This window comes from Streptomyces sp. NPDC093546 (assembly GCF_044765045.1).
GTDB lineage: Bacteria > Actinomycetota > Actinomycetes > Streptomycetales > Streptomycetaceae > Streptomyces.
The window spans coordinates 166227-178717 of sequence record NZ_JBIWJG010000009.1 but is presented as its reverse complement, the minus strand read 5'-3'; the positions used below and the strand labels follow the sequence as shown (position 1 = coordinate 178717).

The window sequence follows — 12491 nt, the reverse complement described above, 5'->3', positions numbered from 1 at the left end:
CGGCTCCCGTCAAGATCCTCATCGCCGGAGGCTTCGGCGTGGGCAAGACGACCCTGGTCGAGACGGTCTCCGAGATCGAGCCGCTGCGCACGGAGGAGCGGCTGACGGCCGCGGGGGTCGGCGTCGACGACCTCGCGGGCGTCGAGTCGAAGGCCGTGACGACCGTGGCGATGGACTTCGGCCGGATCACCCTCACCGACGCCGGGGTCGTCCTCTACCTCTTCGGTACGCCGGGCCAGGAGCGCTTCTGGTTCATGTGGGACGACCTGCTGAACGGCGCGCTCGGCGCCATCGTCCTCGTGGACACCCGGCGCCTGGACCGCAGTTTCGCGGCGGTCGACTTCTTCGAGAACCGCGGGCTGCCGTTCGTGGTCGGCGCCAACTGCTTCCACGGCGAACAGCCGTACACCGCCGAGGAGATCAAGGCGGCGCTGCGGCTGCGCGACCCGGACACCCCCGTCCTCCTGCTGGACGCGCGGCGCCGGGGCGACGTCCGTGAGACGCTGCTGTCGCTGCTGGACCTGCTCATCGAGAAGTCGTCGATACCCGTGTGATCATGCGGTGCAGCAGCTTCGCGGCGGCGCGGCCGAACGACGGGTCGTTGATGTGCGTGTCCACCTCGACGACCTCGACCGCGCTGCCCCGCAGCCCGTCCCGCAGGGCGTCGAACAGCGCCTTGTCGGCGGCCGGGTCGTGGTACGGGCCGCCCGGCTGCCCCAGCGTGGACAGTCCGCGCAGCGGCAGGCACACGGCGGTCGGCCCGGTGGCGCCGCGCAGCTTCGCCGCCAGAAGGCGGCCCAGTTCGGCGCACTCCTCCTCCGTCGTACGCACCACCGTGATGGACGGGTTGTGCACGTGGACGTGCCGGTCGCGCATCCGCTCCGGGACGGTGTCGACCGGGCCGAACTTCACCATGTCCAGCGCGCCCGGGCTCACCACCTGCGGCACCCCCGCGCGCCCGGCGGCGGTGAGCCGGTCGGGCCCGGCGGTGAGGAGGCCCCCGTACAGGTCGTCGGCGAGCTCGCAGACCGTCAGGTCCAGCACGCCGGCGAACAGGCGCTGCCCGGCCAGTGATTCGAGGGTGCGGCCGCCCGCGCCGCTGGCGTGGAACACCAGGACCTCGTAGCCGAGTTCCGTCATCCGCTCGCGGGCCGCGTCGACGCCGGGCGTGGTCACTCCCGCCATGCTCGCCGCGACCGGCGGCGCGCCGTCCCCGCCCCACTCCCCCGGGACCAGCGCCCGGGAGGCGGCGGCGAAGCCCTCGGCCATGCCGGCGACGGCGTCGGCGGCGTTCGCCAGGATCGGCTCCGACACCCGGTTCACCCCGGCGATGTCGACCACGCTGTACATCATGGTGATGTCGGCGGAACCGACGTACGGCGAGACGTCGCCCGCCGCCATCGAGGAGACCATCACCTTCGGCACCCCGAGCGGCAGGGCGCGCATGGCGCGGGTGGCGATGGACGTGCCGCCGCTGCCGCCGATGGCCAGCACGCCGTGCAGCCGTCCCTCCCGGTGGAGCCGCAGGACGGTCGCCTCGGCGCCGCGCGCCATCGCCGTCACCGCCGCGCCGCGGTCCCCCCGGGCGCGTAGCGCCTCCAGGTCCACTCCGGCGGCCCGGGCCACCTCGGCGCGCTCCACGTCGGCGGGTATCCGGGGGGAGCCGGCCACGCCGGTGTCGACGACCACGACGTCGACGCCCCGCCGCAGCAGCCGCTCGCGCAGCCACCCGTACTCCAGCCCTTTGGTGTCCAGGGTCCCCACCAGTACGACCATCGTCATGGCCGTACTTTCCCGGCGCGGACCCTGTGGTGGCAAGACCGCCCGTCCGACTACCGACCGGAAACATCCGACCAACGAACGAAAGCCTACAAAGGAATATCGCCTTGCTATCGAAGGGATTTTGACGCTTCCTACCACTGGACCATCTGTTAGCCTGCCCGCTCCTGGATGTTCATCCACTCTCTTCAGTGCGTTTAGGGGTCCTTCGTGTACAGCACTCCCTTCTCCCCCCGAGAGGCCAGAGCGGCGCGAGCCCGGATGGGCCTGACGACCTCGCAGGTCGCCCAGTCCATGGCCGCGTGCGGTGTTCCCGTCCACCCCGACCTGATCGCCGCCTGGGAACAGGGATCCCACCTCCCCTCCGAACCCCACCTCTTCGCACTCGCCGACGTGCTGTGGTGCTCCGCCACCACCCTCATGGGCATCGAGCCGCGCACCCTCGCGGAGCACCGGCTGGCCCGGAAGCTCAGCGTGGAGCGGCTGGCGCACCGGATCGGCATGGACCCCGCCGCCTACCGGACCGCGGAGGCGGCGCACCGCTGGGACGGCGACATCCGGCAGACCAGGGCGCTGGTGGACGCCCTGGGGCTGACCCTGCGCCAGCTGGTGGGCCTCATGGGCCGTGACGAGGAGCTGGCCCGGCACCTCCGCACGGCCATCGAGGGCCGCTGGAAGGTCCATGTGGCGCCGGTCGCGGAGATCGTGGTCGTCGACGAGACCTCGGTGGGGGACGCCCTGCGCACGATGCACACGGAGTTCGCGGAGTTCTCCGAGCGGTACATGGGTCACCTGATGGCCCGCAACGGCGACGCCCGGCTGAAGGAGGTCGCGGCGGAGCGCTCGGCGTTCCTGCACCGGCTCGTGGACCACTTCTGGGAGCTGATCGGTGAGGCGGGCGACGAGCCGCCGTTCGACGGCTTCTGACCGGAGACCCCGCGAGGCGCGGACGGCCGACGGCCCCCCGGACGATCCGGGGGCCGTCGGCCGTCCTGCTGCGAGAAGGGCTCAGCGCCAGGTGGCGCCGGCACCGGGGGTGGGGTGGGCACCCGGGGCCGGGTGGGCGGGGTGGGCGGACGGGGCACCCGGAGCGGGCGGGGCCTCGTCCTCGTAGTCCTCCCAGTCGATCTCCATCGCCTTGCGCCGCGTGAACGCGTTGAAGAACAGGTTCAGCACGATGGCGGTGAGCCCGCCCAGCGTGATGCCGCTGTCCAGCACCGCGCGTACGTCGTCCGGCATGCGCTCGAAGAACGGCTTGACCGTCGTGGGCAGCATCGCCGCACCGAGGCTCACCGCCAGGATGATGGCGTTGCGCTCCTCGCGCAGGTCCACCTTGGCGAGGATCTGGATGCCGACCGCCGCGACCATGCCGAACATCGAGATCGCCGCGCCGCCGAGCACGGGGTGCGGGATCGCGGCGACCAGGCTGCCGGCCTTGGGCAGCAGCCCCAGCAGGATCATGAAGACACCGGCGGCCACCACCACGAAGCGGCTCACCACCCGGGACATGCGGACAAGTCCGATGTTCTCCGCGAATGCCACATAGGGGAAGGAGTTGAAGATACCGCCGAGCATCGTGGACATGCCGTCGGCCCGCAGCGCGCGCGTGACGGTGTCGCTGTCGACCTTCTTCCGCGCGATCTCGCCGATGGCGTACACGTCGCCGGTCGTCTCCACCATCGTGATCAGCATGACGACGACCATGGCGACGATGGGCAGCAGCTCGAACTGCGGCATGCCGTAGTGGAAGGGCGTGGTGACGCCGAACCAGGCGGCGTCCGCCACCGCGTCGAAGTGCGCGTCGCCGAGGACCCAGGCGACGGCCGTGCCCACGACGAGTCCGATGAGCACGGCGAGGCTGCTGAGGATCGGCTTGCCGAGCCGGACCACGACCAGGATCAGGAGCAGGGTGCCGAGCGCGTAGGCGAGGTTCTTTCCGGAGCCGTAGGCGGGGTCGCCGACGAGGTGGGAGCCGCCGGCGGCGTTCTGGAGGCCCACCGGGATGAGCGTGATGCCGATGATGGTGAGGATCGTGCCGATGACGACGGGCGGGAAGTACTTCACCAGCCTGCCGAAGAACGGCGCGCAGAGGAACGTGGCGATGCCGGCCGTGATGACCGCGCCGTAGACGACCAGCAGACCGGCGGTGCCGCCGCCCGCGCCTATGCCGATCGCGACCATGGGGGAGACGGCGGTGAAGGTGACGCCCTGCACCAGGGGCAGTCGCGCGCCGACCTTCCAGACGCCCAGCGCCTGGATGATCGTGGCGATGCCGCAGGTCAGCAGGTCCGCGTTGATCAGGTGGACCAGCTGCTCGTCGGAGAGCCCGAGGGCGTTTCCGAGGAGTACGGGGACGATGACGGCCGCCGCGTAGAACGCGAGGATGTGCTGGAAGCCGTAGAGCGTGAGCTGCGGGAGGGGGAGCAGTTCGTCGACGGGATGCGTCTGCGTCCCGGAGTGCCGTCGGGAGACTCGTGCCATCTCTGCCTTGCCTTACAAGAGGTAGGTGAATGAGAGAGGAGCCGACGCCTCGGAGCCCGGATGTATCAGGACGAGGCCTCGTCGGCCCGTACGGAGCCGACGTCTGGCGGAGTTGCCGACACCACGTCGCCCTGCGCTTGGATGTGCGTCCTGGTTTGAGGACTTTCCTTCGATCGGCATGACGAAGCCGCCCTGCGCATGAGATCCGCAGGTGGAGCCGATCGGGGCGCTCACCCTAGTTGACGTCGGACGTTCCTCGCGAGTAACCGGAACAGCACTCACCGCTCCCCCGTCCCGCCAGACGCCCCTTTCGCCCATATATCTCTGGTTTCGGAGATATATGGGCTTACTTGAGAGATTTCTTCAACAACACCACTTCGAGGGCTGTTTGCGCGCGCCGTGACATGACTCACCTCGCGTCGCACGGGAAAGCACCCTCCCCGGCGCATTTCCCCTGCTGGGAAAGAGAATTGACTTTCCGGCAGCAGCGACTTCATGGCGTTTCCGTAACCACGCGTGCGCGTTTCGCGCCTTGTTCCCGCCCACGGCTCTCGCTTACCGTCACGGCAATCCGGTCGGACCGCCGAATCCTGCCGCCGCCCGGAATCCGCACCCACTCACCCACCGACGTACGGCAGGAGCGGGGGAACCAGGTAAGCCGCCGATCCGGAAACGGAAAGGCTCGGGGTGAAGTCGCGCGCGCACGCCCTCGTGTGTGCGTCGCGGCCGGGCATCTCCAGCCCGAACCCGACAGCTCACCTCGCAGGCGACGGAGAGGAATGCGCCATGCCCGCACAGGGTAAGCACCGTCGTCCCAAGAACAATCCGCTCGCCCGCCGTTTCGTCGCCGCGGGCACGGGCGGCGCCGCACTCGCCCTTCCCCTGTTCGGTGCCACCGCGGCCGAGGCGGCGCCGAACGCGACGCCGAATGCGGCGCCTGCCGCCGCCGCGAAAAAGGCCCCGGCGTCGCCCGTCACGTATTCCGTGACCGCGGGCGACACCCTTTCCGAGATCGCACAGGACCACGGCGTCAGCGGCGGCTGGAAGAAGCTGTACGAGGACAACAAGTCGGTCGTCGGCGACAACCCGTCGCTGATCCGCCCCGGCATGAAGCTCACCATCGGCGCGAAGTCCACCGCCGCGCCCGCGTCGACCGAGCGGGCCAGCCGCTCGACCGCCCGGCCGGCGCTCGCGAAGACGGCGAAGCCCGCCGCCAAGCCCGCGACGTACGCGAACAACCTCGACGGCTGGATCAAGGAAGCGCTGGCCATCATGGCCGAGCGCGGCATTCCCGGCTCGTACGAGGGCATCCACCGCAACATCCTGCGCGAGTCCTCCGGCAACCCGCTCGCCATCAACAACTGGGACTCCAACGCCGCCGCGGGCACCCCGTCCAAGGGTCTCCTCCAGGTCATCGACCCCACGTTCCGCGCGTACCACGTGCCCGGCACGTCGACCGACCCGTACGACCCGGTCGCCAACATCACCGCCGCCTGCAACTACGCCGCCGACCGCTACGGGTCGATCGACAACGTCTTCGGCGCGTACTGAGCCGCCGGCCTCACGGGCGGGGGACGGTCGCCCCGCCGCCGGACCGCACGGCTTCCACCACGGCGTCGTGCAGCACGCGGCTGGCCTCCTCCGACGAGCACGGCACAGGACTGCCGCTCATCGGGAACCAGTCGGAGGCCCCGCTGTGCTGCACGGCCACCCGTGCCTCGCCGTCGACCCAGGTGGTGTGCACGTCGAGTTCACCGGTGATGACACCGACCGTGTCGGTGCTCACGCCACCGCGTCCGGCGAAGACCCGGACCGTCGTCCACGATGCCCACGTCACGTTCCCATGCTGACCCCGCTCCGCCGGTCGCGCGACCGGCGGAGCGGGGCGGTTGCGTGAAGGAGCCGTGACGCCACGGGACGTGGTCGGCGAACCCGGTTGGCGCACGCGGTCAGCGCACGGCCACGAGGACATGGCTGTTGCCGAACTGCCAGACCGCTCCCGCCTCCTCGAAGCCGGCCTCGCGCAGCAGGGCGAGGTGCCCGGAGAGGGTCAGGTCGTTTCCCTCGCAGCGCGGGTGCCGGTGGTGGCGGTGGGCGGAGAACAGCGGCGCCAGCTCCGGGTCGGCGGCGACCCCGGACCACCATGTCTCCCAGTCGTCGTCGGCGACGGCCGGTTCCCGCTCGGCCCGTCGGCGCCCGATGTGCAGGGCCAGCTCGCCGAGCTTCGCGGAGTCGGGACAGATGTGGTCGCAGTTGACCAGCACCCCGCCGGGGCGCAGCCGCCCGGCGAGGTCGCGGTAGACGCGGCGCAGGGTGCGCTCGCTGAGGTAGTGCAGCGCCGTCGTGGAGACGGCCGCGTCCACCGGCCCGGCCGTCCCGGCGGCGTCCAGCCAGCCGGGCTCGCCGATGACGGCCTCCACGTACCGCACGGCCGGACCGTAGTAGGCCCGGCCGAGCTCCAGGAGGCGCGGGTCGGCGTCGACCGCCACGACCCGGGCGCGGGGCATCCGGCGGGCCAGGCGCGCGGCCAGGGAGCCGGGCCCGCTGCCCAGGTCGAGGACGAGGGGCGCCCGCCGGTCCGCCGTCACGCCCTCGACGATGTCGGCGATGACGGTGAACGCCTCCTCGCGGTCGATCGCGTACCGCTGCTGCTGTCTCTCCCAGCGGTCCACCCATCGCGCGGCCGCCACCGTGCTGACACTCATGTCCCCCGCACCTCTGCCTTCTCGCCATGCCATCTAATCGGTCATGGAAATCATTGCAGACTAGCGAGTGCGGTGAGCAGCCCGTCGATCTCCTCGGGTGAGTTGTACACGTGCAGGCTGATCCGCACCGAGCCGTCCCCCGGGTCCGCTCCCGCCTGGCAGTGGCTGTCGGAGCGCACCATGAAGCCGTGGCTGTAGAGGATGAAGCCGAGGTCCTGGGAGCCGATCTCTCGGTGCCGGAAGGCCACGACGTGCCGGCGGCGCTGCACCGTGGAGGCGGCGTCCAGGCTGGAGCGGCAGCCCAGCACCTCGTAGGCGTCCATCCGGGCCAGTCCGTCGGTCAGCCGGGCCGCCAGGGCCACGGTCCACCGTTCGATGCGGTCCGTGCCCGCCGCGTCCAGCCAGTCGAGGGCCGCCGTGAGACTGACGACACCGGCCGTGTTCGGGGTGCCCTGCCAGCCGCTCGGCCGGAACTCCGGACCGCGCCGCCCGCGCGCCCAGACCGCGCCCGTACCGGGCAGGGCGAGCGCCTTGTGGCCGGAGAAGACGACGAAGTCCACGTCGAGGTCGGCCACCGAGACGGGCAGATGGCCCACGCTCTGGGCGGCGTCCAGGCAGATCGGCACGTCCGGGCCGACCACCGCGCGGACGCGGTGGACGTTCATGTCGGCGCCGTAGACGTGATGCACGTGGGTGGCCGCGACGAAGCGGGTGCGCGGGCCCACCACACGGGCGAGGGCCTCGGGGTCGTAGTCCCCCGAGCTCGCCTGGTACGGCAGCTCCCGCAGCCGTATCCGCACGCCCTGCCGGGCCAGCAGCAGCTCCGCCTCCCGCCAGGGCTCCAGGTTGGCCTGGTGGTCGGCGAACGGCACCACGATCTCGTCGCCGTCGCGGAGCAGCTCCGGCAGCCAGTCGCGGGCGACGGCGCGCAGCCCCTCCGAGGCCCCGCTGGTGAAGTGCACCGCCGAGCGGTCCGGCTCCGGGTCGCCCAGGAACTCCTTGACCCGGTCCCGGGCGCCCTCGACCAGCGCGGTGGTGTGGTTGGCCCACGGGTAGGAGCCGCGGCCGGCGTTCGCGTTCGTCGTGGTCAGGTAGGTCTGGACGGCGTCGAGCACGGCCTGCGGCTTCTGGGCCGTGGCCGCGCTGTCCAGGTAGGCCGACGCGGGATGCGCCGCGATCTGGGGGAACTGGGCGCGCAGCGGGCGCTGCCAGTCCGCCAGCTCCTTCAGGTCGTGCTCGGTGTCGTGTCGCATGCCGTACGCCATGTCAGTCACGCACCAGGGGCGCGCCCGCGTCGCGCCACGCGATGATGCCGCCCGCCAGGCTCCGTACGTCGGGATGCCCCATGCGCGTCAGCAGCGCCGCGTAGCGGGCGGACTTCTCGCCGACGGGGCAGGCGAGCAGCACGGGCCGGCTCTTGCTGAACGGCAGGCCGCCCCGGAGGAGTTCGTCGAAGAGCTCGTCGACGATGTTGACGGAGCCGTCGATGTGGAGGGCGCCGTACGCGAACGGGCCGCGCAGGTCGACCACGAGGGGGTCCTCCGCCGCGATCCACTTGCGGGCGTCGGCGACGTCGATGACGGTGGCCGAGCGCACCTCGCCGTCCGAGAGCGTCGCCACGGAGTTCTTCGCGGGCGGCAGGCCGAACAGCTCGGGCCTGCGCTTGCGGACGTAGCCGAGGTAGCTCTCGACGCGGTCGCAGACGATGAAGACGGCCGTGCGGCGGTGGTCCGATGCCTCGGTGTCGAGCGCCCGCAGGTGGCGCACCGCGCCGTGGTACGCGGCCCCTCCGGTGGGCCCGGCGAGGATGCCGCAGCGCCGGACCAGCGTCAGCATGCCGTCGATGGCGTCGTCCGCGCTCACCGTGTCGATGGTGTCGTACGTCGCCGGGTCGAACAGGCCGACCTCCTGCACCTCGTCGATGGTGCGGATGCCGGGGATGAAGTCGGACTTCTCCGCGACGAGCCCGACAACCCCGACCCCCGGGGTGTGGGCGCGCAGCGCCCGGGCGACGCCCGTGGAGGAACCGGCGGTGCCCACGCAGGCGACGAACCAGTCGGGGGCGCGGCCGTCGAGGTCGGCCACGATCTCCGGGCCGGTGCCCTGGGCGTGCGCCTCGGTGTTGCGGGTGTTGAAGTACTGGTCGGTGTGGAGGTGGGCACTGTCGGGCGCGCCCAGCCGCTGGTGGAAGAGGGTGAGCGGGTCGTCGGTGGCGGTCGGGTCGAGGCACTCGCTCTGGCCGGGAAGCTCCTCGATCTCGGCGCCCAGCAGCAGGAGCAGGTCCTTGATCTCGGGTATGCGCATCCGGTTGGTGACGCTCTTGAACGCGATGCCGTGCATGCCCGCGATGAGGGCGAGCGCCTTGGCGGTGTTGCCGCTGGACAGTTCGACGATGGTCTCGCCGCGCTCGCGGGCGCCGGGCAGGCCGTCGCGGACCATGTTCCAGGCGGCCCGGTCCTTGACCGACCCGAAGGGGTTCATCATCTCCAGCTTCGCGTAGAGGTCGATGCTGCGCAGACCGTGCACGGCCGGGTCGATGCGGACCAGCGGGGTGTCGCCGATGGCGTCGGTGATGCTCTCGTACCTCATGCCTGTGGTCCCCCAGGGGGTGTGTGCGGCCAGTACTGTTCGTCGAGGCACCAGTGCCAGGAGCCGTCGTCGGCGCGGTGGACGGCAACCTTGCGGGCCACGGGCTGCTGTTGCGCCCGGGTGGCGCCGAAGTCCATGCAGTAGCCGGCGGTGTTGGCGAAGGCGAGCAGGTCGCCGGGGCGCGGCAGCCGGGGCAGGAAGACGGTCCTGCGGGTGATCAGGTCCGCCTCCAGGCACAGGTTGCCCATGAGGTGGACGCCCACGGGCCCTCGTGTGTCCGCAGGCGTGGGGTCCCTGGGCAGCAGGATCGGGTCCATGAGGACGCCGTGGTCCTCCAGGCTGACGTCGCCCGCGTTCATCGCGAGGCGTACGAACGTCTCCCCCGCGTCCGTACGCCGCACCTCCAGCACGCGGGCGAGCGACAGCCCGCACTGGTCGGCCAGCGCTCTGCCGGGCTCGGTGTACAGGTCGTGGAGGCTCTCCAGGAGCAGCGTGCCGAGCGGGCGGTCGAGGCCTGGGGCCGGGCGGGAGAGCAGCTCGTCGAGGTAGGCGGCGCCGGTGACCTCGCGATGGGCGGGGTAGAGGCCGAGCGAGCCGCGCAGGGTGCCGTTCTCGGCGTGGAGGCCGTAGCCGTGGCCGCCCCAGGTGAGCGGCGGGCGGCGGCCCATGACGGCGTCGGTGAGCGCCGTGGTGTACCGCTCCCACTGGTCGGCGTGCGCGAGGTAGTCGACGCCGAAGCCGCCGCCGATGTCGATGACGCGCGGGCCGAAGCCCCGCTTCCGCAACTCCTCCATCGCGCGCAGGCAGCCGGCGAGCGCGGTGGCCTTCTCGTCGGGGCTGGTGGTGTCGAGGTGGTACGCGACGCCCACGGGATCCAGCTGGTCCCGGTGGCGCTCGGCCGCGTCCAGCAGCCGGGCCAGCGAGGCGGCGGGCGTGCCGAAGCGGCTGCGGCGGGACAGGCGCCTGACGCCGGTGCCGGTGTCGAAGTCCGACAGGCGCAGCAGCACGCGGACGCGGGGTAATCCGTGGTCGCGGACCAGGGCGGCGGCCCGGTCGAGCTCCTCGGCGCCGTCGGCGTTGACGGTGACCCCCGTGAGGACGGCGAGCCAGAGGAAGTCCGGGTCCTTGGGCCCGGTCGCCACGATCCGGTCCGGCCCGAACCCGGCGCCGAGGGCGTGCTGCAGCTCGCCGAGCGAGGCGACGTCGACCCCCACACCGGGGCCGGTCGCGGCGAGCCGCCGGACCAGGGCGCTGGAACGGTTCGTCTTGTGCGCGAAGAAGATCCGCCCGCCCAGGCTGTGCCGCCGGTAGACGGCGCGGAAGCGCTCGGCGTTCTCGGCGATCTGGTCGGGCAGCACCACGTTGAGCGGTGACCCGAGCGCGTCCACGAGCGCGTGGAGGAACGCCCCGCCCTCCAGCAGCGCCGCGGCGAGCGGCGCCAGCCGCGGCTCCAGGTACAGGGGCGGGTCGTCCGGCGACACGTCCGACAACAAGGGGGCGTCCCCCATGGCAGCAGTCCTCCCGACGAGGAAAGCCGACGGCCGTCACGTCGGCCATATGGTCCTATCCACGTCGGCGCCGGTTATGCCGCGCGGCGGGGTCGGGGATGGAGCTCGGCGGCGCTGTTGCCGGAAGTGACCGCCGGGGGGCTACCGCGTCAGCCGTGGCGCGTGCCCACGCGGTCCACGGCACGACGGACCCGGCGGGCGAGGGGCTTCTCGGCACACCAGTGGAGGAGCGCTGCCGCGACCATCATGGACACGCAGGCGACGGCGACGGTGGGCCAGACGCCGATGCGGTCGTCGAGGACGCGGATGACGGCCCAGCCGAACTCGGCGTGGATGAGATACAGCGGGTAGCTGAGCGCTCCTGCGGTGGCGAGCCAGCGCCACTTGACGCCGTCGAGGAGGTGCAGGGCGATGGCCAGGACGATGAGGAAGCAGCCGGTGATGACGGCCACGGCGATGTAGGGGTTCTCGACGAAGGCGCCCGGTTTCGCCTCGGCGGCCTTGATCCGCAGGCTGACGTAGGTCTCGTACTGGGCGACCAGCCAGCTGGCCGCGACCAGGCAGACGCTCTGCAGGTCGGGGCCGAAGCGGTACAGGAGGTACATGCCGATACCGCCGACGAAGAACGGCGCGTTCCCCGGGGAGGCGAAGATCTCGTACAGCGGAACGACATCGCCGTTGCCCGGCACGAGGGTGCTGCCCAACAGCCAGAGCCAGGCGAACCAGGAGACCCGGGCGTAGGTCAGTCCCTTCCACACCACGATGAGGAACAGCAGGTAGAAGCAGAGCTCCACCCACAGTGTCCAGTACACGCCGGCCAGGTTCCGGGCGCCGAGGGCCTTCTGGATCATGGTGAGGTTGGCCAGCGACTCGCTCAGACTGGGCACGCGCCGCTGGCCGTCCGGCAGGAGGCGCCACAGGAGCGCGACGGCGACGACCGAGACCCAGTAGGCGGGGAAGAGCCGTACGAAGCGGGCGCTGACGAACTGGCGCGGAGTACGGCCCCAGGCCGACATGCAGATGACGAAGCCGCTGATGAGGAAGAACAGCTGAACGCCGTAGTGGCCGTACACGGCCACGCCGAAGGCGTTGGGGGCGAAGACCTTCGGGGACTGCTCCCAGTGGGCCTTGAGCGCCGCGTCCACCCCCAGGAAGTGGAAGAGCATCACGACGACCGCCGCGATCAGCCGCAGTCCGTCGAGCGCGTATATACGGCCCCCTGCTGCCGCGGCCTTGGCCGGGGTGACGCTCGGCGGCTGCGCCTCCCATGGGATCGGCTGCGTGGGAGTGCTGACCTGGCTCACGTTGTCCTGTTCTTCCTGTGGGCGCTCGGGGGTGGAGGAAGCCCCAGGACTGTACCAGCGGGTTCGAACACGTAAGCAGCTGCCCGAGGCGGCCCCGGGAGTCGAACGGCTCCCGGGGCCGGTCC

The 12491-nt window shown here is 71.5% G+C and carries 11 protein-coding genes and 1 riboswitch; of the genes, 3 read left to right on the top strand and 8 right to left on the bottom strand.

What is annotated here, in order from left to right; all coding sequences use genetic code 11:
- The first annotated feature begins 20 nt into the window (after positions 1–20).
- Positions 21–554 (top strand): GTP-binding protein, encoded by a 534-nt coding sequence (locus ACIRNI_RS21135; RefSeq protein WP_403553287.1) that lies wholly within the window; start codon positions 21–23, stop codon positions 552–554.
- On the opposite strand, the gene ACIRNI_RS21130 is transcribed toward ACIRNI_RS21135, so the two are convergent.
- Positions 526–1782, bottom strand: a complete 1257-nt coding sequence (locus ACIRNI_RS21130; RefSeq protein WP_403553128.1) for a Tm-1-like ATP-binding domain-containing protein — start codon at positions 1780–1782, stop codon at positions 526–528. The two genes, ACIRNI_RS21135 and ACIRNI_RS21130, sit on opposite strands and share 29 nt — an antisense overlap.
- A gap of 207 nt (positions 1783–1989) precedes the next feature.
- On the opposite strand from ACIRNI_RS21130, the gene ACIRNI_RS21125 reads away from it, so the two are divergent.
- Complete coding sequence (locus ACIRNI_RS21125) at positions 1990–2706, top strand: transcriptional regulator (RefSeq protein ID WP_403553126.1); 717 nt, start codon at positions 1990–1992, stop codon at positions 2704–2706.
- Between the two features lie 81 nt (positions 2707–2787).
- On the opposite strand, the gene ACIRNI_RS21120 is transcribed toward ACIRNI_RS21125, so the two are convergent.
- On the bottom strand, positions 2788–4260 hold the full coding sequence (locus ACIRNI_RS21120) for a nucleobase:cation symporter-2 family protein (protein ID WP_403553124.1): 1473 nt from the start codon (positions 4258–4260) through the stop codon (positions 2788–2790).
- Between the two features lie 612 nt (positions 4261–4872).
- A riboswitch (cyclic di-AMP (ydaO/yuaA leader) is annotated at positions 4873–5042 on the top strand.
- A gap of 4 nt (positions 5043–5046) precedes the next feature.
- Here ACIRNI_RS21120 and ACIRNI_RS21115 point away from each other — a divergent pair.
- Entirely contained in the window at positions 5047–5811 is a 765-nt protein-coding gene (locus ACIRNI_RS21115) for a transglycosylase SLT domain-containing protein (protein WP_403553123.1), read from the top strand.
- A 10-nt stretch (positions 5812–5821) separates the two neighbouring features.
- Here the strand turns inward: ACIRNI_RS21115 and ACIRNI_RS21110 are convergent, their stop codons facing one another.
- The 6 genes from ACIRNI_RS21110 to ACIRNI_RS21085 form a co-directional block, all read right to left on the bottom strand.
- The gene (locus ACIRNI_RS21110) at positions 5822–6097 is read right to left on the bottom strand and encodes a hypothetical protein (protein WP_355366268.1); all 276 of its coding nucleotides are present in this window, start codon (positions 6095–6097) and stop codon (positions 5822–5824) included.
- 112 nt (positions 6098–6209) lie between these two features.
- Entirely contained in the window at positions 6210–6965 is a 756-nt protein-coding gene (locus ACIRNI_RS21105; protein ID WP_403553121.1) for a class I SAM-dependent methyltransferase, read from the bottom strand.
- Between the two features lie 50 nt (positions 6966–7015).
- Positions 7016–8218 carry an aminotransferase class V-fold PLP-dependent enzyme gene (locus tag ACIRNI_RS21100; RefSeq protein WP_403553119.1) on the bottom strand — a complete coding sequence of 401 codons (1203 nt, stop codon included), beginning with the start codon at positions 8216–8218 and terminating at the stop codon, positions 7016–7018.
- Between the two features lie 13 nt (positions 8219–8231).
- The gene (locus ACIRNI_RS21095; protein ID WP_403553117.1) at positions 8232–9554 is read right to left on the bottom strand and encodes a pyridoxal-phosphate dependent enzyme; all 1323 of its coding nucleotides are present in this window, start codon (positions 9552–9554) and stop codon (positions 8232–8234) included.
- Positions 9551–11062, bottom strand: a complete 1512-nt coding sequence (locus ACIRNI_RS21090; protein ID WP_403553115.1) for a Y4yA family PLP-dependent enzyme — start codon at positions 11060–11062, stop codon at positions 9551–9553. The genes ACIRNI_RS21095 and ACIRNI_RS21090 overlap by 4 nt, the downstream gene beginning before the upstream one ends.
- A gap of 149 nt (positions 11063–11211) precedes the next feature.
- Complete coding sequence (locus ACIRNI_RS21085; RefSeq protein ID WP_403553113.1) at positions 11212–12366, bottom strand: acyltransferase family protein; 1155 nt, start codon at positions 12364–12366, stop codon at positions 11212–11214.
- Positions 12367–12491 lie beyond the last annotated feature (125 nt).

Excerpts from the sequence above, each read along its gene's own strand:
- ACIRNI_RS21130 (WP_403553128.1), bottom strand. The coding sequence starts at position 1,782 with ATGACGATGGTCGTACTGGTGGGGACCCTGGACACCAAAGGGCTGGAG.
- ACIRNI_RS21120 (WP_403553124.1), bottom strand. The coding sequence starts at position 4,260 with ATGGCACGAGTCTCCCGACGGCACTCCGGGACGCAGACGCATCCCGTC.
- ACIRNI_RS21115 (WP_403553123.1), top strand. The coding sequence starts at position 5,047 with ATGCCCGCACAGGGTAAGCACCGTCGTCCCAAGAACAATCCGCTCGCC.
- ACIRNI_RS21105 (WP_403553121.1), bottom strand. The coding sequence starts at position 6,965 with ATGAGTGTCAGCACGGTGGCGGCCGCGCGATGGGTGGACCGCTGGGAG.
- ACIRNI_RS21100 (WP_403553119.1), bottom strand. The coding sequence starts at position 8,218 with ATGCGACACGACACCGAGCACGACCTGAAGGAGCTGGCGGACTGGCAG.
- ACIRNI_RS21095 (WP_403553117.1), bottom strand. The coding sequence starts at position 9,554 with ATGAGGTACGAGAGCATCACCGACGCCATCGGCGACACCCCGCTGGTC.
- ACIRNI_RS21090 (WP_403553115.1), bottom strand. The coding sequence starts at position 11,062 with ATGGGGGACGCCCCCTTGTTGTCGGACGTGTCGCCGGACGACCCGCCC.